The organism is Novosphingobium sp. (assembly GCF_041905565.1).
In the GTDB taxonomy this organism is placed as follows: Bacteria; Pseudomonadota; Alphaproteobacteria; order Sphingomonadales; family Sphingomonadaceae; genus Novosphingobium.
In genome coordinates this window covers 1-21,583 of sequence record NZ_JAYRKX010000010.1, presented here as the reverse complement: position 1 = coordinate 21,583, position 21,583 = coordinate 1, and the positions used below count along the sequence as shown (strand labels likewise).

Here is a 21,583-nt window from a genome sequence, read left to right as displayed (position 1 = left end):
ATGCGTAGCGGCCCGACATTCCGGCTGATACTGCCTACCCTCCTGGGTCGAAGCTGGATCGAACGGGGCACCTGCGGGTGTCATTGGTGGGCTGTCGAATGACAAGGCGAGTAGTGCAAAAGGTCTTGCCGGCGCTGGTGGCGCTGCGCACCCGGCTGCGCCCGGTGGACGGCAGCAACTGGCGGGCCACCGGCTTTGCCGTACTGCTGCTGATTGCTCTGCCGACGCTGGTCTACAAGGCGCTTTCAACCCGGTTCGGGTTTACCGGACCGTGGTTCGACCTCGATTTCGTGCTCGCCTACGTGTTGATGCTGCTGGGCGCGCGGATTGGCAATATCTGGCTGATCCGGCTTGGCTTCCTGGCGATCATCGCGTCGTTTTCAGTCCAGGTGCTGGTCGGCATCGGGGTAATCTACCTGGTCGATCCGGTGCTGGTCGCAGACTATCTGGCCTTTGCGTCCTATTGGCCGTGGGGCACGATCCTGAAATGGGCCGTGCTGGGCTTGGGGGCCATGTTCCTGGTCTACCTGCTGGTCCGGCCAGTCCGGCTGGACCGGGCCCGGATCTGGCCGGTGCTGCTGGTCACCCTGGTGGTGGTTGGCGCCGAAAAGCTGGGATCGTCCAATGAACGGCGCAATGCGTTGAGCATCAACGTGGCGACCAGCGGAGCGCTGAGCCTATATCACCTCGGCCAGGCCTGGATCAACTATCAGGGGTTTCGCGCCGAACCGGTCGATTTTCCCGCCATGCAGCAGCGCGTGCTTGACCTGCCTGCGGCGCAGCGCCCGGCGCGGATCCTCTCGCTGTCGGTCGAAGCGCTGGGCCTGTTCAAGGATCCGGCGGCGAACGCAGTGGTCTTTGCGCCGCTCGAGCGGGCCGTGGGCCAGGTCTATACCGTCGAAATGGGGCGTCATCCGTTCAAGGGCGCAACCCTGTCCGGCGAACTGCGCGAACTGTGCGGGCTGCGCACGCTGGGTACGCCGGGGAAGGAATCGATCGTCAGAATCGGGCCGAACTGCCTACCGGCGCAGCTGCGCAAACAGGGTTACCAAACCATCGGGCTGCACGGCAACACCGGCTATTTCTACAATCGTGTCCAGATCTATCCCGGGATCGGGTTTGACGAGACCATGTTCGGGGACGATTTCCATCGCCACAATCCCGGCGTGACCGTGTGCGAGGACAACACCTTCGTCGGGACCTGCGACGGCACCGTGGTCGAAGCCGCTCTGGAATTCCTTTCGGCCCGGCACAAGGCGATGGCCCATGTGATGACCCTGCAAAGCCACTTTCCGCTGGGCGTTTCCAGCCTGGGGGACGATCGCTGCGGAGCCATTGCCGGCGTGACCGATCCTGACCTGTGCCTTTATGCCAACACCATGTCGAACCTGCTCGCCCGGCTGGGCAAGCAGATTGCCGAGGCGCCGGTGCCGCCGGACGTGGTCTATATCTATGGTGACCATGCCCCGCCCTTTGCCATGGTCGACAAGCGCGAGGCGTTCGAGCGCGGACAGGTGCCGTTCATCGTGCTGACGCGCAAGTCCGGGCCGACTGTTCCCTGAACTGGCGCGCAGGGCCAATGGGAAATCCCGCAGCCCCCGCGCCGCACCGTTTCCAGGCGCTGGATTCGCTGCGCGGCGTGGCTGCGTTGATCGTCGCGATCGAGCACCTGGGCGCGCAGGGGCCGGTGCTCGGGCAGCGCTTCTTCTGGCTCGGCAGCCTGTGGGTCGATTTCTTCTTTGTCCTGTCGGGGTTCGTCATCGCCTCGGCCTATGGCGAGCGCTTGCTCGCGGGCTATCCGCCGCGCCGGTTCCTGTGGTTGCGGGTGGGACGGATCTGGCCGGTGCACCTGATCGTGCTGCTGGCCTACCTGAGCATCGAACTCTTTGTCTGGGCGAGCGGGAGCGCGGCCTTGACCGGGCGCGCGGCCTTTGGTGCCACGCGCGGGCCGGAGGATTTCGCGGTGCAGCTGCTGCTGCTCCAGGCGCTGGTGCCTGCGGCGATCATGACCTGGTCGATCCAGAGCTGGTCGATCTCGGTTGAAATGCTCCTCTATGTCCTGGCCGCGCTGGGCTGGCGGCGGCTGGGCCGGGGATGGTGGGTGGCCAGCCTGGGCATCGCGCTGCTGGCGGGCTGGCTGATGACCTGGACCGAATTGATCGGCGGTTATCACAAGCTGCTGCGCGGGCTGTGCGGGTTCGGACTGGGGGTTGCTGCCTGGCGCGCCTGGACCTGGCTTGAACCCTGGGCGCGAAAGCCGACCGGCGCGGCGCTGAGCGCGGCCGAGCTGGGACTGTCGGCCCTGCTGGTCTGGGCGATCCTGCGCGCTGGCTTCCTGCCGTTCACGCTGGGGTTCGACCTGCTGTTCGCCCTGCTCGTACTGGTCTTCGCGGCGCAGCGCGGCGTGGTTTCGCACCTGCTGCTGGGGCGGCCGTTCGTCTGGCTGGGGGCGGTGTCCTACTCGCTTTACATGGTCCATACCTTGGCCGAAAGTGCGGCGATGTCGGCCTTGGTCCGGCTTGCCGGGGCGCTGGGCTGGCAGGGCCTGTTCGTGGCGGGAACCGGGGCGAACCGCCCGGCCCTGTCGGGGGCGCTGGGGCTGTACGCCGATCTGGCCGGACTGGCCGCGCTGCTGGTCGCCGTATTGGCCGCGGGGGTGATGTACGCCCTGGTCGAGCGCCCGCTGCGCGAATGGTCGCGGCGGATCGCGCCGAGGATTGGATAGCGCGGCGCTTTTCCCCCTTTTCACAGGCGCGAGGCGGCCCTATCGGCTGGGGTCATGAGCACTTATCGCATCCAGGGCGCCACGGGCGAATGGGAGGTCGTGATCGGCCTTGAAGTCCACGCGCAGGTCACTTCCAACTCCAAGCTGTTTTCGGGCGCGGCAACCGCGTTCGGGGCCGAGCCGAACAGCCAGGTCAGCCTGGTCGATGCGGCGATGCCCGGCATGTTGCCGGTGCCGAACCGCGAATGCATCCGCCAGGCGGTGCGCACCGGCATGGCGATCAACGCCCAGATCAACAAGTGGTCGCGGTTTGACCGCAAGAACTACTTCTACGCCGATCTGCCGCAGGGCTACCAGATCAGCCAGCTGTACCACCCGCTGGTGGGCGAGGGCGAGATCGAGGTGATCCTCGACGAGAAGGACCCCGAAGGCAGCACCAAGACGATCGGGATCGAGCGCATCCACGTGGAGCAGGACGCGGGCAAGCTGATGCACGATCAGCACCCGACCATGTCCTACGTCGATCTCAACCGCTCGGGCGTGGCGCTGATGGAAATCGTCAGCCGCCCGGACATGCGCTCGCCCGCGGAGGCCGGGGCCTACCTTGCCAAGCTGCGCCAGATCGTCCGCTACGTCGGTTCCTGCGACGGCAACATGGATCAGGGCTCGATGCGCGCCGACGTCAACGTCTCGGTCCGCCGGCCGGGCGAAGCGTTCGGCACCCGCACCGAAACCAAGAACGTCAACTCGGTCCGCTTCGTCATGGCCGTGGTCGAAAGCGAGGCACGGCGCCAGGTCGACCTGATCGAGGACGGCGGCACGGTGGTGCAGGAAACCCGGCTCTACGATCCGGACAAGAACACCACCCGTTCGATGCGCAGCAAGGAAGATGCGCACGATTACCGCTATTTCCCGGACCCGGACCTGCTGCCGCTGGTGCTGGACGATGCGTTCCTTGAAGAATGCCGCGCGTCCTTGCCGGAACTGCCCGATGCCAAGCGCCACCGCTATGAAACCGCGCTGGGCCTGTCGGCCTACAACGCCGGGGTGCTGACCTCGGACGTCGAAACCGCGCGCTGGTTCGAAGTGCTGCTGGCCGCCACCGCCGCCAAGGCCGGCAAGCCCGAAGCTGACGTCGCCAAGCAGGCGGCGAACTGGCTGATCTCGGAACTGTTCGGCGCGCTCAACAAGTTGGGCCGGGGGCTGGACGACAGCCCGGTCAGCCCGGAAAGCGGGGCGGAACTGCTGGCGCTGGTGGCCGATGGCACGATTTCGGGCAGCATTGCCAAGCAGGTGCTGGAAAAGATGCTCGAAACCGGCGACGGCGCCGCCGCCATCGTCGAACGCGAAGGGCTGAAGCAGACCACCGACACCGGCGCGATCGAAGCTGCGGTGGACGCGGTGCTGGCCGCCAACCAGGACAAGGTCGAACAGTACAAGGGCGGCAAGGAAGCCCTGTTCGGCTTCTTCGTCGGCCAGACGATGAAGGCCATGCAGGGCAAGGGCAACCCGCAGCTGGTCAACCAGGTGCTGAAGGCCAAGCTGGGCTAACGGCCAGCGGGGCAGGCTTCCCGCTGGTTCCCACGCCCAGCACAAAGGGCGCCGGATCGCTCCGGCGCCCTTCCTGTTTCTGGCAATGCCGCCTGAAAATCAGGCCTTGCGGGTGCCGCTCATCGGGAACGAGCCGAAGGCACCGGCCTTGACCGAGCCGGTCAGGCTGTCGCCATCAACGGTGGCGGTGCCTTCCAGGGTCATCGGCATCGGCACGGTCATCTTCATCGACCAGGTCAGCGTGTTGCCATCGACCTTGCCGTTTTCCAGTTCCATCGAGCCCATCGCGCCGATGTTGGTGCCGGTGAAGGTGTCGCCGTCGACCACGATGGTCACGTCGCTCTTCTGGTCACCCATCGGGGTCTTGGTCACGCATTCGTAGGTTCCGGCAACAGACATTGTCACTCTCCTCGGTCGTTGGGGGTAAACTTACAAAGGGGTAAGTAGCGCTATCACTTGCCTGATGCGCCGCCGCTGTCAACCGGGGAGGCGATCTCGACCGGCAGGCCAAGGCCCTTGAGCTGCGGTTCGACCAGCTTGCGATCGCCGACCACGACGAATACCAGCCCCTGCGGGTGCAGGAACTCCCCGGCCATGGCGTCGATCGCCTTGGCGTCGATCTTGCGATAGCGGCTGGCAAGCGTGGCGATGTAATCATCCGGGCGGCCCAGCCGCTGCCCGGCCACCACCGCGCCCAGCACCTGGGCGTTGGTCTGGAAGCGGTTGGGCAGGCCGCGCACATTGCCATCGGTCACCCGCGCCAGTTCCACCGGATCCACCGGCTTCTTGCCGGGGAAAGCGGCCATCTGCGCCATGATCAGCTTGATCGAATCGCCGGTGCGGTCCGCCTGCACCGGGGCAGTGACGGTCAGTGCGCGCGCGCCGATCGGGCTGGAAACACTTGACCGCACGCCATAGGACCAGCCCTTGTCCTCGCGCAGGTCCATGTTGAGGCGGCTGAGGAAGCCGTTGCCCAGCACCTCGTTGGCCAGGTCAAGGGCTTCCTTGTCCTGATCGGTACCCTTCAGCGGCAGCACCCGCCCGCCCATGATCACCGATTGCGGCGAATTCGGGCGATCGATCAGCACGATGCGCGGCTGCGGCGCGGGAACCGGGCGATCGATGCTGACGAAGGGGTAGGCCGAAGCCTTGATTCCCCAGTTGCCGAAGCTCTGGTTCAAGAGCGGCAGCAACTGCGCCATGGTTGCATCGCCGACCACGGTGATCTTCAGCCCATCGGCGCGGAACCAGTGCTCGTGCGCGCTGCGCAGGCTGTCCGGCGTCATCGCCTTGACCGCCTCGGCGGTACCCAGCCCGTCGCTGGGCAGGCCGTAAGGGTGATCCTTGCCATACAGGATCGGCGCCATGGCCCGCGCGGCCAGTGCGCGGGGATTGGCTTCGGCCTGGGCGATCTCGGCCAGGCGCTGGTCGCGCACGCGGGCGACGTCCTCGGCGCGGAAGGCCGGGCGACGCACCACTTCGGACAGCAGATCGAGCGAGGGGGCAAGGTTGGCGCTGAGCGCGTCGAGCGTGACCGCGCTGGCGTCCAGCCCGGCTGCGGCCGTGATCGTCGCGCCCAGCCGTTCCTGTGCTTCGGCAATCTGAACCGAATTCTTGTCGGCTGTGCCTTCATCAAGCAGCGCCAGCATCAGCGACTGGGTGCCAGGTGCATCGCCAGAATCCGCCGCCGTGCCCGATGCGAAGCTGAGGTTGACCATCACCTTGGGCACGCCGATGCGGCGCACCAGCGCCACCGGAATGCCGTTGTCCAGCCGCGCGCGCTCGATCCCCGGAAATGCCAGGTCGCCCACCGGGGCGACCGGCGGAGGGGTGCGCTTGGGCCCGCTGGCCAGCTTGGGGGCGGGCTTCTTCGCATCGGCCTTCGGAGCCGGGCGCTGTGCCTCGTCGCCCCAGCCGCCCATCGCTTCGCCCTGTTCGGTGCGCAGGCCGGGCAGGGTGTTGACCGCCAGCACCGGGCGGCTCAGCCAGCGGTTCAGCGCGGCCTTGATGTCAGCCGGGGTCAGCGCGGCGATGCGGGCCAGGCGCGCCTTGTACTGCGCCGGATCGTCCGAATAGAGCTGCCCTTCGGCCAGCGTCATGCCCTTGCCCCCGAAATCGCCGACCACTTCGAGTTGTCCGATTTCCTGGCTGACCAGCCGGGTGGCGCTGCGGCGCACTTCGTCCTCGCTCGGGCCTTCTCCAAGATACTTGGCAATCACGCCGTCCAGCGCGGCCTCGGCCTCGCCGCGCAGCACGCCTTCGCGCACCATCATCGCCACTTGCAGCATGCTCGTCTGTTCGTGCTGCTGGGCGCTGGCGCTGACCGAGACGGCCTGCTTGCCGCCGCGCACCAGCGCGTTGTCGAGCCGCGAACTGGACAGCCCGCCAAGGATGTCCATGCCCACTTCCAGCGCTGCGGCATCCGCATCGTTCAGCCCCGGCCCGCTCCACACCCGGGTCAGCCGCAGGTTGGGGACCTGGTCGGCCATGTCGCGCTTGACCGGGGCGGCAAGGTCAACCGGACCCGCCGTCACCTTGGCCACAGCCGGGCCGGCGGGGATCTGGCCGAACCACTTTTCCACCAGCGGGCGGGCGGTGGCCGCGTCGATATCGCCGGTCAGCGCCAGCACGGCGTTGTTCGGGCCGTAATTGTCGGTGAACCACTTGCGCACGTCGGACAGGCTTGCGGCATTGAGGTCGGCCATCGAACCGATGGTCGAATGGCGATAGGGGTGGCCGACCGGGAACAGCCCTTCGCCGACCGCATAGTCTTCCAGGCCATAGGGCTGGTTGTCGCCCTGGCGCTTTTCGTTCTGGACCACGCCGCGCTGCTTATCGAGCTTGTCCTGCGTCACCGCGCCGAGCAGGTGGCCCATGCGGTCGCTTTCCATGAACAGCGCCAGGTCGAGCGCGCCCTTGGGCACGGTTTCGACATAGTTGGTGCGGTCGTACCAGGTCGATCCGTTGGTGCTGGTCGAGCCTGCGCCTTCCAGCGGAATGTCGAAGTTGGGGACGTTTTCCGATCCGCCGAACATCAGGTGTTCGAACAGGTGAGCAAAGCCGGTGCGCCCGCGCGGCTCGTGCTTGGAACCGACGCGGTAGTAGGTGGTTACCCCCACGATCGGCGCCTTGCGATCGGTGTGAACGATTACCGTCAGCCCGTTGGCCAGCTTGAACGTCTCGAACGGAATGTCGACCGCCTTGACCAGTTCGGCCAGCGGCGCTGGCGCCGGGGGTGGGGCAGGAACCGGGATGACCAGCGCTTCGGTCACTGGCGGGGTGGGGGGCGGCGCGGCGGCGCGCCGCGGCGCGAAAATCGAGCAGCCGCTGAGCGACAGGGCAATCATGGAAACGGCGGCAATACGGCGCATGACGGTTCGATCCCGGTTACGGTTTGGCATGGTCAATCATGCCGGTTTTATCGCCCGATACAACAATTCGACGAACCGCGTGTCCGGGCATACCGGCGTACGCGCGGCGGGACCGGCAGGTTGGCGCTTCGACGGGGGCGGAACCCGGTTGCGGCCCCGCCTGTTTCGCCTTCGGGGGTTCACCTTGCGGACAGGGCAAGTGTGTGACACCGTGGCATAAATTACGCAGGAGGAACCCGTGTCGCAGAGGGAATTTCCGATCAAACGCCGCATGTTGCTGCTGGGTCTGGCGGCGCTGCCATTTGCCGCCGGGGCGCAGGCGCAGGTGCTCGGCAGCGGCCTGACCGGCCTGCTGGGCAAGGCCAGCGACTCCGCGCTCGACAAGCTGGCGGTGCCGGGCGCGTTCTATGCCGATCCGGCGGTGCGGATCATGCTGCCGCTGGTGGGCGGGGCGGGCGGCCTGCTGGGACAGGTGCTGAATCAGGGCAGCAAGCTGGGGCTGACCGATGGGCTGACCCGCAAGCTCAACGATGCCGCCGGCCTTGCCGCGAAAGAGGCCAAGCCCGTGTTCCGCGCCGCGATCGGCAGGCTGACCCTGGCCGACGTGCCGGGCATTGCCACCCAGAACGACGGGGCGAGCCAGTATCTGCGCCGCAGCGCGGCGAGCGAGCTGACCGCAAAGCTGCGCCCGCTGGTCGATTCCGGGCTGGTCAAGGTCGGGGCCTATGGCGCGCTCGACAAGCTGGCGAAGAAGGGGGCGCTGGCCCAATTGGCCGGGATCAGCCACGAAAAACTGGGCGCATCGGTGACCGATCAGGTGCTGAACGGCATCTTCAAATACATGGGCACCGAGGAAGCTAAACTGCGCACAAACCCGCTCAAGCCCGCAGAGAGCCTGCTGAAAGGCATTCTGGGCAACTGATCCTGCGCTGGATCAAGGACGGGCGGCGCGGGCGGTGCGATGAAAATTGCATTGGCACCCCTTGTGTTGCCGATGGGCAACACTACCTCTGGGTGTAACAGGAGGCTGATACACCTATGAACCTCGAAAAATTCACCGACCGCGCCAAGGGTTTCCTGCAGAGCGCGCAGACCGTGGCGATCCGCCTGAACCACCAGCGGATCACGCCGGAACATATCCTCAAGGCATTGCTGGAAGACAACGAAGGCATGGCCGCCGGGCTGATCAGCCGCGCGGGCGGCAATGTCGGCACGGCGCAGGCCGAGGTCGACAAGGCGCTGGCCAAGATCGCGGCCGTGACCGGCGGGGGCGCGCAGCAGACGCCGGGGCTGGAAAGCGATTCCGTCCGCGTGCTGGATCAGGCCGAACAGCTCGCCGCCAAGGCGGGGGACAGCTATGTTTCGGTCCAGCGGATGCTCCAGGCGCTGGCCATGGGCACCACCAATGCCGCGGGCCAGGCGCTGAAGGCGGCGGGCGTTGATGTGAAGGCGCTGGAAAAGGCGATCCAGGAGCTGACCGGCGGGCGCACCGCCGACAATGCCAGCGCCGAAAACGCCTATGACGCGATGAAGAAGTATGCCCGCGACCTGACGCAGGCCGCGCGCGATGGCAAGCTGGACCCGGTGATCGGCCGCGACGAGGAAATCCGCCGCACCGTGCAGATCCTGGCCCGCCGGACCAAGAACAACCCGGCGCTGATCGGCGAACCGGGCGTGGGCAAGACCGCGATTGCGGAAGGGCTCGCGCTGCGCATCGCCAATGGCGACGTGCCCGACAGCCTGCGCGACCGGCGCCTGATGTCGCTCGACATGGGCAGCCTGATCGCGGGCGCGAAGTATCGCGGCGAGTTCGAGGAACGGCTCAAGGCCGTGCTCGACGAGGTCAAGGGCGCCGAGGGCGAGATCATCCTGTTCATCGACGAGATGCACACCCTGATCGGGGCGGGCAAGTCGGAAGGGGCGATGGACGCCGGCAACCTGCTCAAGCCCGCGCTGGCGCGCGGCGAGCTGCACTGCATCGGCGCGACCACGCTGGATGAATACCAGAAGTACGTCGAAAAGGACCCCGCGTTGCAGCGGCGGTTCCAGCCGGTGTTCGTGGGCGAACCGACGGTCGAGGACACGATCTCGATCCTGCGCGGCCTCAAGGAAAAGTACGAGCTGCACCACGGCGTGCGGATTGCCGATAACGCGATCGTCGCGGCGGCGACCCTGTCCAACCGCTACATCGCCGACCGCTTCCTGCCCGACAAGGCGATCGACCTGATGGACGAGGCCGCCAGCCGCATCCGCATGGAAGTGGAGAGCAAGCCCGAGGAAATCGAGGTGCTCGACCGGCGGATCATCCAGCTCAAGATCGAGGAACTGGCCCTGGCCAAGGAGACCGATCAGGCGAGCAAGGACCGCCTGGCCGCGCTGAAGGAAGAGCTGGCCAACCTTGAGGAACAGAGCGCCGCGCTGACCACCCGCTGGCAGGGCGAACGCGACAAGATCGCCGCCGAAGGCAAGATCAAGGAAGCGCTCGACGCGGCGCGCGTGGAACTGGAACAGGCCCAGCGCCAGGGCGATCTCGCCAAGGCGGGCGAGCTGTCCTACGGCCGCATTCCGGAGCTGGAAAAGCAGCTGGCCGAAGCGCAGGGCGCGGACACTTCCAACATGCTGCTGCGCGAAGAAGTGACCGCCGACGACATCGCCGCCGTGGTCAGCCGCTGGACCGGGGTCCCGGTTGACCGGATGCTGGAAGGCGAGCGTGAGAAGCTGCTCAAGATGGAGCAGGTGATCGGCCAACGCGTGATCGGCCAGCAGGACGCGGTGGTCGCGGTGTCGAAGGCGGTGCGGCGTGCCCGCGCCGGCTTGCAGGACCCGAACCGCCCGCTCGGCAGCTTCCTGTTCCTCGGCCCCACGGGCGTCGGCAAGACCGAGCTGACCAAGGCGCTGGCGGGTTTCCTGTTCGATGACGACAACGCGATGGTCCGCATCGACATGTCGGAATTCATGGAAAAGCACGCGGTCAGCCGCCTGATCGGCGCCCCTCCGGGCTATGTCGGGTACGACGAGGGCGGGGTGCTGACCGAAGCGGTGCGGCGCCGGCCCTACCAGGTCGTGCTGTTCGACGAGGTCGAGAAGGCGCACCCGGACGTGTTCAACGTGCTGCTGCAAGTGCTCGACGATGGCCGCCTGACCGACGGGCAGGGCCGCGTGGTGGACTTCACCAACACGCTGATCATCCTGACCAGCAACCTGGGCAGCCAGTACCTGGCGAACCTGGAGGAAGGGCAGAACGTGGAAAGCGTCGAGCCGCAGGTGATGGAAGTGGTCCGGGCGCATTTCCGCCCCGAATTCCTCAACCGGCTGGACGAGATCATCCTGTTCCACCGCCTGGGCGTTGAGCACATGGCCCCGATCGTCGACATCCAGGTCGGCCGGGTGCAGAAGCTGCTCAAGGACCGCAAGATCGTGCTGGACCTGACCGATGCGGCCAAGCGCTGGCTGGGCCGGGTCGGCTACGATCCGATCTATGGCGCGCGGCCCTTGAAGCGGGCGGTGCAGCGCTATGTCCAGGATCCGCTGGCCGAACAGCTGCTGGGCGGGAGCATCCCCGATGGCAGCACCGTGCGGATCGACGAAGGCGACGGCGAGTTGAAGATCGCCGTGGCCTGATCCGGCGGCCCGCGCGGGCACAAAAAGGGGCGGCGTGGCCAGTGCCACGCCGCCCCTTTTTGTGCCTGTCCGGGCGGAATGCTCAGAAGGTCTTCGACACGCTCAGCGAGAAGCGGCGGCCGAAAGGATCGTTGATCGCCCCCGGGATGTAGTAGCCATAATACTTCTGGCCGATCCGGTTGAACACATTGGTGGCCGACAGGGTCAGGCGGTAGCCGCCTTCGACCTTGAAGAACACCGAGGCATCGACCGTGGTGTAGGGATCGTAGTGATCGAACTCGCGCGTGTCGTTCGGGCTGGGCCCGCGATTGGTGCGCGAAATCAGCTGCTGGCCAACATAGTTGATGTTGGTGCTGAAGCCCCAGCGCTTGTTCGAATAGCGCAGGCGCAGCTGGCCCTGCCATGCCGGATCGCCCACGGTCCCATGGTTGGGGCTGGGCGCAACGCCGGTGATGTCGGTCAGGCGATTGCGGACGTGGAACAGGTCCAGGCCCAGGTCCAGCGTGCCCTTGATCCCCAGCTTGTCGAGGCTGGTTTCATAGTCGACCACGGCCTGCACGCCGCTGAAGCGGATCTGCTTGCCGTTGACGAAGCCGGTCACCACCCCCGGGTTCAGCGCATCGACCACCACCTGGCCGGAGGGATCGCGGCGGATGAACGAGCAGAACTGGTTGCCGTTGGCCGGATCGGCGGTGTTGAAGTCGGTGTTGTCGAAGCAGCCCTGGGCGATGTTGGTGGCGGTCAGCGAGCTGATCGGATCGGTCAGCTTGATGCTCAGGTAATCGACCGCCACGCTCAGCCCCGGGATGAACCGGGGCCGCAGAATCACGCCATAGGTGAAGCTGTCGGCCTTTTCGTTGGCCAGGTTCGGGTTGCCGCCCGACAGGCCCGGCACGGTCGCCAGCGAGGCGGCCAGCGGGGTGGCGGTCGGGTACTTGGCCAGGAACGCCGCGCAGTTGGCGCTGCGCACCGTCGGCACCGGCCCTGCGTTGATGTTCGCGGTTGAACACAGGTCGGGTACGGTCACGAAGGTGTTGGTGCGCGGGGCGAACAGCTCGGTAATCGCGGGCGCGCGGAACGAGCGGGTGAAGTTGCCGCGGAATTCCACGTCCGCAATCGGGGCGAAAGCACCGCCGGCCGCCCACGACGTGAAGCCGCCGTTGACCGTGTTGTCGACATAGCGGATCCGGCCGAAGGCGTTCAGCTTGCTGAAGATGAACTCGTTCTGCGGGGTGATGATCGGCACCAGCACTTCGCCGAACACTTCGTCCAGGTTGTACTGCCCGCCGGTCGGCGCGATCGCCACCGAACGGCCCAGGCCCGCCTGCTGGAACGCGTCGGGCGTGAACTGCGACTTTTCGAGGCGGTGTTCGTAGCCCACGTTGAAGCCAACCGGGTTGCCGAACAGGTCGAACGGCGATCCGCCCAGGTTGGCGTTGACCACCCACTGTTCCATCCGGCTCTTGGCGGTAACATCGGCCAGGATGTACTTCAGCGCGGCGGCGCTGGGCGCGCCTTCGCCGAACAGGTTCAGCGGCACGCAGCCCGCGTCGGCCACCGGCGCGGTCGGGGTGCCGGTCACGGTCGGGGTGGTGGTGCAGGTGATCTGCCCGCCGACCAGCGCGACGTTGATCGCGTTGACGAACTTCTGCTGGTCGATGTTCTGGCCAAAGTCGGTGAAGTCGTTGCGGCCATAGGTGGTGCTGACTTCGAAGTTGAAGGTGCGGCCGCCCATGTCGAAATCGCCGTCCACACCGATCACGCCGCGCTTCAGCTCGTTCTTCGAATAGCCGGTCAGGTCGGCCAGGTCGACGTTCGAACGGCTGAGGCGGAAGGTGGTGGTGTAACCATTGGCCGCCAGGGTGCTGCGCGCCTGGCTGGACAGGAACGGGTTGTCGGTGCGGAAGGTCAGCGGCCCCGACACGCCGGCGAACAGCGTCGAATTGAAGGTCGGCTGCTGGACCAGCTCGTTGCCCTGGCCGCGGAAGTACATGCCTTCGGCGAACAGGCGGATCTTGTCGGTCAGCTCGAAGTTGAAGAACAGGTTGGCGTTGATACGCTCGATGTCGCTGGTGATCTGGCTGTAGTCGTTGAAGGTAAAGCCGTCACCGCCCGAGGCGCGCGCCGCCGAACTGGTGATGGCCCCGCCATACAGCACGCCCCGGTTGAAGGGCACCAGGTTGCCATTGGGATCGAACATCAGGCTGTAGGCCTGGCTGCCGGTGGTGATCAGCCCGCCGCGCGTCAGCGAGGGGATGGTCACGCCGCGCACCAGCACCGAGCCGGGGAAGCCGTCGGTGGTGGTGTCGTTGAAGCCGATGCCGGGATTGATCCGGCCGTCGTTGGCCGGGGTGCGCCCGGCCGGGCCGAAGCTGGCGGCCTGCGCGCTGGTCGGGTTGGTCAGGTTGCCCAGGTTTAGGTTGTAATAGTCGCGGGCGCTGAACAGCATCCCGGCGACCTTTTCATAGCCCACCGCCGCGGTCAGGTTGGCGCGGCCATCGGCAAAGTTGAAGCCGCCGGCACCCTGGATGTTGTAGCGGAAGTTGTCGCCTTCGCCGGTCAGGCCGGTGGTGGCGAGCAGGCGCAGCCCTTCGTACTTGCGCTTGAGCACGATGTTGACCGTGCCGGCGATCGCGTCCGAACCATAGACCGGCGCGCCGCCGATGCTGACGCGGTCGGTGCGGTCGATCAGGATGGTCGGGATGACGTTAAGGTCAACCTGCGTGCCGAACGAGGCGTTGTTGAACACCGACGAGACGTTCGAGGTGACCACGCGGCGCCCGTTGAGCAGGGTCAGCGTGCGGTTCGAGCCCATGCCGAACGAGTTGATGAAGTTCACCCCCTGGCCGAACGAGCCCTGGGCGCCGTTCGGGGTGACCGCACCGCGATAGCCGGGCACTTCGTTCAGCGCGTCGGCCACGTTGGTGATCCCGCGGTCTTCGAGATACTGCGCGGAAAGCGACACGGTGGGTTCGGGATTGGTCAGGTTCGGCAGCTTGATGCGCGAACCGGTGACCACGATCACGTCGGTTTCCTCACTGTCGCAGGTGCCGTTCTTGTCGGCATCCTCGCAGGCGGCGGGCTGCGGGGCAGGATCCTTGTCCTGCGCCATGGCGGGGGCCGCCTGGCCCAGTGCGAGCAGCGCGATCGCCAGCGCCGCCCCATTCAGACAGGTCGCGCTGTTGAGCGCCGACTTGCGGATGAAGTTCATCTGTTTGCCCCTTGATCAATTCCCCGGCAGGACGCCGGGGGCTAACCCATGTCCGGTCACTTGGTTTGGTTCCGGAGGACCATCATGCCGGGAAGACCGGATGGCGCGCATCCTGAACAAACGTTCATAAAGGCGCAATTGAGACTTGCGCCCGGGCGCAACTTCGGGCCGCAATGTGGTCATCTTACAACATCGCCGCGCCCAGCGTGACGCCAGCGCTTGACCTCCTTGCGGCCAGTCCTTAATCGATCGATTAAATCACACCTTGCCAATGGGAGTCGGATCATGGCGACAGCCTATATCGTTGATGCATTTCGCACCGCCGGCGGGCGCCGCAACGGCCGCCTTGCCGGGGTTCACCCGGTTGACCTTGCCGCCGCCACGCTTGACGCGCTGGTTGCCCGCACCGGGATCGACCCGAGTGCGGTCGAAGACGTGATCATGGGCTGCGTCACCCAGGCCGGGCAGCAGGCCGGGCAGGTCGGCCGCAACTCGGTCCTGGCTAGCAAGCTCCTGCCGCAGAGCACCCCGGCGGTGACGATCGACCGCCAGTGCGGTTCCTCGCAGCAGGCGGTCCAGTTCGCCGCGCAGGCCGTGATGAGCGGCGTGCAGGACGTGGTGATCGCTGCCGGCGTCGAAAGCATGACCCGCGTGCCGATGGGTTCCAGCGCGATGTTCCACATGAAGGAAGGCCTGGGCAACTACAAGTCGCCGGGGCTGGAAGCCAAGTATCCGGGCGTGATGTGGTCGCAGTTCATGGGCGCGGAAATGATCGTCAAGAAGCACGGCTTCACCAAGGACGATCTCGACCGTTTCGCCCTGACCAGCCACGAACGCGCGATTGCCGCGACCAAGGCCGGGGCTTTCAACGCTGAAATCGTGCCGATCGACATCGAGACTCCGGAAGGCCCGGCGCAGCACACCGTGGACGAAGGTATCCGCTGGGACGCCACGCTGGAAAGCATCGCCGGGGTCAAGCTGCTGCAGGAAGGCGGCGCGCTGACCGCCGCGACCTCGAGCCAGATCTGCGACGGTTCCTCGGCCGCGCTGATCGTCTCGGAAGCCGCGCTCAAGCGCTACAACCTCACCCCGCTGGCCCGCGTCCACACCCTGACGGTGACCGCCGGCGATCCGATCATCATGCTCGAAGAACCGCTGTTCGCGACCGACAAGGCGCTGGCCAAGGCCGGCCTGAAGATCGGCGACATCGACCTCTACGAAGTCAACGAAGCCTTCGCTTCGGTGCCGATGGCCTGGCTCAAGCACACCGGCGCGGACCCGGAAAAGCTCAACGTCAATGGCGGCGCGATCGCGCTGGGCCACCCGCTGGGCGCCTCGGGTACCAAGCTGATGTCCACGCTGCTCCACGCGCTCAAGGCGCGCGGCGGCAAGTACGGCCTGCAGACGATGTGCGAAGGCGGCGGCGTCGCCAACGTGACCATCGTGGAAATGGTCTGAACAACCCCAGATTCTGAACCGGAGTATTTGAAATGAAGCTCGACAACACTGTTGCCGCCGTCGTCACCGGCGGCGCCTCGGGCCTTGGTGCCGCTACCGCCCGCGCGCTGGCCGCCAAGGGCGTCAAGGTCGCGATTTTCGACCTGCAGGAAGAAAAGGGCAAAGCGGTCGCGGCCGAAATCGGCGGCGTGTTCTGCGAATGCAACGTGACCTCGGATGAAAGCGTCGACGCCGCTTTCGCCAAGGCCCGCGAAGCCCACGGCCAGGAACGCATCCTGGTCAACTGCGCCGGCACCGGCAACGCGATCAAGACCGCCAGCCGCAGCAAGGAAGACGGCAGCATCAAGCACTTCCCGCTCGATGCGTTCAACTGGATCGTCCAGATCAACCTGGTCGGCACTTTCCGCTGCATCGCCAAGTCGGCGGCCGGCATGCTGACGCTGGAACCGCAGGAAGGTGGCGGCCGCGGCGCGATCGTCAACACCGCGTCGGTTGCGGCGGAAGACGGCCAGATGGGCCAGGCCGCCTATTCGGCCTCGAAGGGCGGCGTGGTCGGCATGACCCTGCCGATCGCCCGCGACCTCGCCAGCGAAGGCATCCGCGTCAACACCATCCTGCCGGGCATCTTCGATACCCCGCTGCTGGCCGGTGCGCCGCAGAACGTGCGCGATGCGCTGGGCGCGACCGTGCTCAACCCCAAGCGCCTGGGCCAGCCGGAAGAATACGCCAACCTCGCCATGTGCATGATCGAGAACGGCTACTTCAACGGCGAGGACGTGCGCCTCGACGGCGGTATCCGCATGGCGCCGCGCTAAGTTTGCGCCGCCTTCCGGCCCAGGGCGGGCTGCGAATGGCAGCTTTCTGCGCTTCCGGTGCTCACGACCCGCAAGGTCGCTGCGCGCCGGTTCTCGAAAGCCACCATTCTCGCTCCCCCCTGAGCCGGAATCCGGCACAAACTTTTCAATAACGAACAAGGGAGAAGGCAATGGGTTATTCGCAGATCGATCTGCACATCAGCGAAGGCATCGCCACGCTGACGCTGAACCGTCCGGACAAGCTCAATGCCTTCACCGGCACGATGATGAACGAGATCATCGATGCGATGGACCGCACCGACGCCGATGACAGCGTGCGGGCGGTGATCTTCACCGGCGCGGGCGAACGCGCCTTCTGCGCCGGGGCCGACCTCACCCCGGAAGATGGCCGCGCGGTTTTTGCCAGCGGCGAAGCGGTCGACAGCCTGTCCGATCCGCGCGTGCGCGATGGCGGCGGGCTGACCACGCTGCGCCTGTTCAATTCGAAGAAGCCGCTGATTTCGGCCTGCAACGGCGTTGCCGTTGGCGTGGGCGTGACCATGCAGCTGCCGATGGACATCCGCCTGGCCAGCGAAAACGCGCGCTACGGCTTCGTCTTTGCCCGGCGCGGGATCGTGCCGGAAGCCTGCTCCAGCTGGTTCCTGCCGCGCCTGGTCGGTGTTTCGCAGGCGATGGAATGGTGCATGACCGGCCGCATCTTCGACGCCGAGGAAGCGCAGCGCGGCGGCCTCGTCCGTTCGATCCACCCCCAGGGGCAGCTGATCGACGCCGCGCGTGGCCTGGCCCGCGAAATTGCCGACAACACTTCGGCCGTGTCGGTCTCGATGACCCGCGCGATGCTGTGGCGCGTGCCTTCGGGCGCGCACCCGATGGATGCGCACAAGGTGGACAGCCGCGCGATCTATCGCCTGTCGAAGGGCGTCGATGCCAAGGAAGGTGTGCAAAGCTTCCTCGAGAAGCGCCCGCCCGCCTTCCCGGGCAAGGTTTCTGCCGATATGCCAGACTTCTACCCGTGGTGGGAGGAGCCGACCTACGAATGACCCAGGCCGCGCCGCAAGGAGCCAGTGATGCGCCCCCGGGCGCGCGCGAACTGCTGTTGCAGACCGCGTCGGACATCATGCGCGAAGGCGACATTGTCGACATTTCGCTGTCGGAACTGTCACTGCGCTCGGGGCTGAACTCGGCACTGGTCAAGTATTACTTCGGCAACAAGGCCGGCCTGATGCGCGCGCTGCTCGATCGCGACATGATCGACATCGTCCATTCGGTCGACGCGCTGATGGCCAAGGACATGAGCCCCGAAACCCGGCTGCGCCGGCACATCGGGGCCATGGTCGATTGCTATTACCAGACCCCCTACCTCAACCGCCTGCTGATGCGGCTGGTGCGCGAAAGCGACCCCGATGAGGCCAAGCGGATCGCGGACACCTATCTCGCGCCGCTCAGCCGGGCCTATGACAAGCTGATCAAGGACGGGGTTGCGCAGGGCGTGTTCCGCAACGTCGATCCGCAGCTGTTCTATTTCACGGCCACCGGCGCGGCGGACCGGTTCTTTTCGACCCGGCTGGTGCTGAAGCACTGCTTCGATACCGATTCGCTGACCGAAGACCTGCGCGATGCCTATCGCGCCCATTGCATCGACTTCATCATGGCGGGTATCCTCGCTCACAAATGAGCGACACCTTTCATATCGGCGTGATCGGCGGTTCGGGCCTGGCAGCGGGCATCGGGCTGGACGAAGCGCAGGACATCGCGGTTTCCAGCCCGTTTGGCGAACCGTCGGCCCCCGTTACCACCGGGCGGCTGTCCGGCGTGCGGTTCACCTTCCTGCCGCGCCACGGCCCCGGGCACCGCATTCCGCCGCACCTGGTCAATTACCGCGCCAACATCGACGTGCTGAAGCGCTGCGGGGTGACCGATGTGATCGCGCTCTCCGCCGTCGGTTCACTGGACGAAGCGCGCCGGCCGGGGCATTTCGTGGCGGTCGACCAGTTCATCGACCGCACCACCAGCCGCGAGAACAGCTTCTTCGGTCCCGGCCTCGTCGCCCATGTCAGCCTGGCCGATCCGGTCTGCCCGCGCCTGTCCGCCGCGCTGGCCGATGCGGCGGCGGGGGAAGGGGCCACGGTCCACCGCGGCGGGACCTATCTGGCGATGGAAGGGCCGCAGTTTTCAACCCGCGCCGAAAGCCGGCTGTACCGCCAGTGGGGCGCCCACGTGATCGGGATGACCGCCATGCCCGAAGCCCGCCTCGCGCGCGAGGCGGAGCTGCCCTATGCCCTGCTTGGCATGGTCACCGACTATGATAGCTGGCGCGAGGAAGCCGAGGCGGTCGATGCCGCCGAAGTGCTGGCGGTGATGCACCGCAATGTCGCGCTGGCCAACCAGGTCGTCCGGCGCTTTGCCGCCAGCCTGCCGGCGCGGCGCAGTGCCAGCCCGATCGACACGGCGCTGGACCACGCGGTGATGACCGCGCCCGCAGCGCGTGACCGGGCCCTGATTGCCCGGCTGCACGCGGTGGCCGGGCGCGTGCTGGGATGAACCGGCCGGTCCTGTACGATTACTGGCGCAGCAGCGCGGCCTACCGGGTGCGGATCGCGCTGGCGCTGAAGGGGGTGGACTGGGAAAGCCGCCCGATCGACCTGGCCGCCGGGGAGCAGGCCGGGGCTGCCTACCGCGCGGTCAATCCGCAGGGGCTGGTGCCCGCGCTGGCAGTGGACGGGGTGCTGCTGACGCAGAGCCTGGCGATCATCGACTATATCGACGCGCGCTGGCCCGAGCCGCGCCTGATCCCCGCCGATCCCGCCGCCCGCGCCCTGGCGATGGCCCGCGCGCTGGTGATCGCCGCCGATATTCACCCGATCGCCAACCTGCGGGTGCTCAAGGCCCTGCGCGGCGATTTCGCGGCAAGCGAGCCGCAGGTCACCGCCTGGATCCACCGCTGGATCGCTGCCGGGTTTGCGACGCTGGAGGCGCAGGCCCCGGCGCAGGGCATGCTGGGCGGCGCCGCGCCTGATATTTCCGATCTGTGCCTGGTCCCGCAGGTCTATAATGCGCGGCGCTTTGGCCTGCCGCTCGATCCCTTTCCGCGGCTGGTGCGGATCGATGCGGCGCTGCGCGAGTTGCCCGCCTTTGCCGCTGCCGCGCCCGAAACGGTGAAGCCCGCGTAAGCGCTTGCGCTGGTGCCGGATCGGTCCTAGCAAACTGGTTGCAACAGGAACCAGTTAGCCATGCCAGCCGCAAAATCCCGCCTTTCGGATTTCCTGCCCTACCTGATGAGCGTCACGACCAATGCGGTCAGCGACATCCTGGCGCAGCAATACCACGCGCGTTTCGGCCTCAAGATCCCGGAATGGCGGGTCATGGCCGTGCTGGGCGATGCCGGGGCGCTCACGCAGCGCCGGCTGGTCAGTTCGACGCGGATGGACAAGGTTGCGGTCAACCGTGCGTGCAAGGCGCTGGAGGAGCGCGGCCTCGTCCAGCGCAGCCCCAACGCGCGCGATGGGCGCTCGCACCATCTGGAGCTGACTTCGGCCGGGCGGCAGATGCATGGCGAAATCATGCCGCTGGCGCTGGACATCGAACAGCGCCTGTTCGCCGTCTTCTCCGCGCAGGAACGCAAGGACTTCAAGGCCACGTTGGCCCGGATCAACGAACAGGTGCGCGTGCTGGAAAGCGCGGGTGCCGCAGACAGGGATGACCAAGCATGAAACTTGCCTCGCTTTCGGGTGGCCGCGACGGGCGGCTGGTGGTCGTCTCGGCGGACCTGGCCTGGTATGCGGACGCGGGGCACCTGGTGCCGACCTTGCAGGCCGCGCTGGATGACTGGGACCGGCACGAACCGGCGCTGCGCGCGCTGGCGACCGAACTGGAACACGGCGCGATCCCGCGCGAGCGGTTCCACGAACGCGCCGCGCTGGCGCCGCTGCCGCGCGCCTATCAGTGGGCCGATGGCTCGGCCTACGTCAATCACGTCGAACTGGTGCGCAAGGCGCGGGGGAGCGAGCTGCCGGACAGCTTCTGGCACGATCCGCTGATGTACCAGGGCGGCAGCGACGACCTGCGCGGTGCGCGCGCGCCGATCACCCTGGCGGACGAGGCCTGGGGCTGCGACATGGAGGCCGAGATCTGCGTGGTCACCGGCGATGTCCCGCAGGGGATCGATCCGGTCGCCGCACTCGATCACGTCCGGCTGGTCGGGCTGGTCAATGACGTGTCCCTGCGCAACCTGATCCCCGGCGAACTGGCCAAGGGCTTCGGCTTCGTCCAGTCCAAGCCGGCGACGCATTTCTCGCCCGTGTTCGTCACCCCGGACGAGCTGGGCGCGGCCTGGCAGGGCGGGCGGCTGAGCCACGTGCTGGCGGTGGACCTCAACGGCCAGGCCTTTGGCCGGGCCGAGGCGGGCGAGGAATGCACTTTCGATTTCGGCACACTGATCGCCCACCTGGCGAAGACGCGGCGGATCGGGGCGGGGTCGATCATCGGCTCGGGCACGGTGTCGAACCGCGATCCCGATGGTTCGCCCGGCCGCCCATGCAGCGCGGGCGGGCGCGGCTATTCGTGCATTGCCGAACAGCGCATGGTCGAAACCATCGCCACCGGCGCGCCGAGCACCCCGTTCCTGCGCCACGGCGACGTGGTGCGGATCGAGATGCGCGATGCCAAGGGCCACAGCATCTTCGGCGCGATCGAGGGGGAAGTGGTGCCGGGCTAGGGAGTCCTTGTCGGGTGCGCCCTTTGCATCCGCAAAGGGCTTTGCAACACCGGCCCGCTCCCCCGGCCCAACCACCCACAGGGTACCTTAAACGGGTGGTTGGGCCGGGGGAGCGGG

Annotated in this window: 16 protein-coding genes; 13 read left to right on the top strand and 3 right to left on the bottom strand. The window is 66.7% G+C overall.

The genetic code is table 11. From position 1 onward, the window contains the following. Positions 1 to 113: 113 nt before the first annotated feature. From ACE3N9_RS09555 to gatB, 3 genes are read left to right on the top strand one after another with little or no spacing between them, the layout of a single operon-like run. Complete coding sequence (locus tag ACE3N9_RS09555; RefSeq protein ID WP_374283230.1) at positions 114 to 1,562, top strand: sulfatase-like hydrolase/transferase; 1,449 nt, start codon at positions 114 to 116, stop codon at positions 1,560 to 1,562. Positions 1,563 to 1,579: 17 nt separating this feature from the next. Then, positions 1,580 to 2,725, top strand: a complete 1,146-nt coding sequence (locus ACE3N9_RS09550) for an acyltransferase family protein (RefSeq protein WP_374283228.1) — start codon at positions 1,580 to 1,582, stop codon at positions 2,723 to 2,725. A 54-nt stretch (positions 2,726 to 2,779) separates the two neighbouring features. After that, positions 2,780 to 4,276 (top strand): Asp-tRNA(Asn)/Glu-tRNA(Gln) amidotransferase subunit GatB, encoded by a 1,497-nt coding sequence (gene gatB, locus ACE3N9_RS09545; RefSeq protein ID WP_374283226.1) that lies wholly within the window; start codon positions 2,780 to 2,782, stop codon positions 4,274 to 4,276. 99 nt (positions 4,277 to 4,375) lie between these two features. Here gatB and ACE3N9_RS09540 read toward each other — a convergent pair whose 3' ends face one another. Continuing rightward, positions 4,376 to 4,675: a hypothetical protein gene (locus ACE3N9_RS09540; RefSeq protein WP_374283224.1), complete on the bottom strand. Its 300-nt coding sequence runs from the start codon at positions 4,673 to 4,675 to the stop codon at positions 4,376 to 4,378. 53 nt (positions 4,676 to 4,728) lie between these two features. Next, a complete protein-coding gene (locus tag ACE3N9_RS09535) occupies positions 4,729 to 7,647 on the bottom strand; it encodes a M16 family metallopeptidase (RefSeq protein ID WP_374283222.1) in 2,919 nt (972 codons plus the stop codon). A 238-nt stretch (positions 7,648 to 7,885) separates the two neighbouring features. Between ACE3N9_RS09535 and ACE3N9_RS09530 the strand changes: the two genes are divergently transcribed. Then, the gene (locus ACE3N9_RS09530) at positions 7,886 to 8,569 is read left to right on the top strand and encodes a DUF4197 domain-containing protein (RefSeq protein ID WP_374283220.1); all 684 of its coding nucleotides are present in this window, start codon (positions 7,886 to 7,888) and stop codon (positions 8,567 to 8,569) included. A gap of 116 nt (positions 8,570 to 8,685) precedes the next feature. Continuing rightward, on the top strand, positions 8,686 to 11,268 hold the full coding sequence (gene clpB, locus ACE3N9_RS09525) for an ATP-dependent chaperone ClpB (RefSeq protein WP_374283218.1): 2,583 nt from the start codon (positions 8,686 to 8,688) through the stop codon (positions 11,266 to 11,268). Between the two features lie 82 nt (positions 11,269 to 11,350). On the opposite strand, the gene ACE3N9_RS09520 is transcribed toward clpB, so the two are convergent. Beyond that, on the bottom strand, positions 11,351 to 14,479 hold the full coding sequence (locus ACE3N9_RS09520; RefSeq protein WP_374283216.1) for a TonB-dependent receptor domain-containing protein: 3,129 nt from the start codon (positions 14,477 to 14,479) through the stop codon (positions 11,351 to 11,353). A gap of 285 nt (positions 14,480 to 14,764) precedes the next feature. On the opposite strand from ACE3N9_RS09520, the gene ACE3N9_RS09515 reads away from it, so the two are divergent. From ACE3N9_RS09515 to ACE3N9_RS09480, 8 genes are all read left to right on the top strand, one after another. Then, on the top strand, positions 14,765 to 15,937 hold the full coding sequence (locus ACE3N9_RS09515; protein ID WP_374283214.1) for an acetyl-CoA C-acetyltransferase: 1,173 nt from the start codon (positions 14,765 to 14,767) through the stop codon (positions 15,935 to 15,937). A gap of 32 nt (positions 15,938 to 15,969) precedes the next feature. Further along, a complete protein-coding gene (locus ACE3N9_RS09510; protein ID WP_374283213.1) occupies positions 15,970 to 16,752 on the top strand; it encodes an SDR family NAD(P)-dependent oxidoreductase in 783 nt (260 codons plus the stop codon). Positions 16,753 to 16,922: 170 nt separating this feature from the next. Then, positions 16,923 to 17,792 (top strand): crotonase/enoyl-CoA hydratase family protein, encoded by an 870-nt coding sequence (locus ACE3N9_RS09505; RefSeq protein WP_374283211.1) that lies wholly within the window; start codon positions 16,923 to 16,925, stop codon positions 17,790 to 17,792. Next, positions 17,789 to 18,427 (top strand): TetR family transcriptional regulator, encoded by a 639-nt coding sequence (locus ACE3N9_RS09500; protein ID WP_374283209.1) that lies wholly within the window; start codon positions 17,789 to 17,791, stop codon positions 18,425 to 18,427. Before ACE3N9_RS09505 ends, ACE3N9_RS09500 begins: the two co-directional genes overlap by 4 nt. After that, positions 18,424 to 19,293, top strand: coding sequence for an S-methyl-5'-thioadenosine phosphorylase (gene mtnP / locus ACE3N9_RS09495; RefSeq protein ID WP_374283207.1), 870 nt, complete (start codon positions 18,424 to 18,426; stop codon positions 19,291 to 19,293). The genes ACE3N9_RS09500 and mtnP overlap by 4 nt, the downstream gene beginning before the upstream one ends. After that, a complete protein-coding gene (maiA, locus tag ACE3N9_RS09490; protein WP_374283205.1) occupies positions 19,290 to 19,922 on the top strand; it encodes a maleylacetoacetate isomerase in 633 nt (210 codons plus the stop codon). Before mtnP ends, maiA begins: the two co-directional genes overlap by 4 nt. Positions 19,923 to 19,982: 60 nt before the next feature. Continuing rightward, complete coding sequence (locus ACE3N9_RS09485; protein ID WP_374283203.1) at positions 19,983 to 20,462, top strand: MarR family winged helix-turn-helix transcriptional regulator; 480 nt, start codon at positions 19,983 to 19,985, stop codon at positions 20,460 to 20,462. Then, positions 20,459 to 21,466: a fumarylacetoacetate hydrolase family protein gene (locus ACE3N9_RS09480; protein ID WP_374283201.1), complete on the top strand. Its 1,008-nt coding sequence runs from the start codon at positions 20,459 to 20,461 to the stop codon at positions 21,464 to 21,466. The genes ACE3N9_RS09485 and ACE3N9_RS09480 overlap by 4 nt, the downstream gene beginning before the upstream one ends. The last annotated feature ends 117 nt before the right edge of the window (positions 21,467 to 21,583 follow it).

Excerpts from the sequence above, each read along its gene's own strand:
- ACE3N9_RS09540 (WP_374283224.1), bottom strand. The coding sequence starts at position 4,675 with ATGTCTGTTGCCGGAACCTACGAATGCGTGACCAAGACCCCGATGGGT.
- ACE3N9_RS09485 (WP_374283203.1), top strand. The coding sequence starts at position 19,983 with ATGCCAGCCGCAAAATCCCGCCTTTCGGATTTCCTGCCCTACCTGATG.
- maiA (WP_374283205.1), top strand. The coding sequence starts at position 19,290 with ATGAACCGGCCGGTCCTGTACGATTACTGGCGCAGCAGCGCGGCCTAC.
- ACE3N9_RS09550 (WP_374283228.1), top strand. The coding sequence starts at position 1,580 with ATGGGAAATCCCGCAGCCCCCGCGCCGCACCGTTTCCAGGCGCTGGAT.
- ACE3N9_RS09500 (WP_374283209.1), top strand. The coding sequence starts at position 17,789 with ATGACCCAGGCCGCGCCGCAAGGAGCCAGTGATGCGCCCCCGGGCGCG.
- mtnP (WP_374283207.1), top strand. The coding sequence starts at position 18,424 with ATGAGCGACACCTTTCATATCGGCGTGATCGGCGGTTCGGGCCTGGCA.
- clpB (WP_374283218.1), top strand. The coding sequence starts at position 8,686 with ATGAACCTCGAAAAATTCACCGACCGCGCCAAGGGTTTCCTGCAGAGC.
- ACE3N9_RS09510 (WP_374283213.1), top strand. The coding sequence starts at position 15,970 with ATGAAGCTCGACAACACTGTTGCCGCCGTCGTCACCGGCGGCGCCTCG.
- ACE3N9_RS09520 (WP_374283216.1), bottom strand. The coding sequence starts at position 14,479 with ATGAACTTCATCCGCAAGTCGGCGCTCAACAGCGCGACCTGTCTGAAT.
- ACE3N9_RS09480 (WP_374283201.1), top strand. The coding sequence starts at position 20,459 with ATGAAACTTGCCTCGCTTTCGGGTGGCCGCGACGGGCGGCTGGTGGTC.
- ACE3N9_RS09505 (WP_374283211.1), top strand. The coding sequence starts at position 16,923 with ATGGGTTATTCGCAGATCGATCTGCACATCAGCGAAGGCATCGCCACG.
- gatB (WP_374283226.1), top strand. The coding sequence starts at position 2,780 with ATGAGCACTTATCGCATCCAGGGCGCCACGGGCGAATGGGAGGTCGTG.
- ACE3N9_RS09515 (WP_374283214.1), top strand. The coding sequence starts at position 14,765 with ATGGCGACAGCCTATATCGTTGATGCATTTCGCACCGCCGGCGGGCGC.
- ACE3N9_RS09535 (WP_374283222.1), bottom strand. The coding sequence starts at position 7,647 with ATGCGCCGTATTGCCGCCGTTTCCATGATTGCCCTGTCGCTCAGCGGC.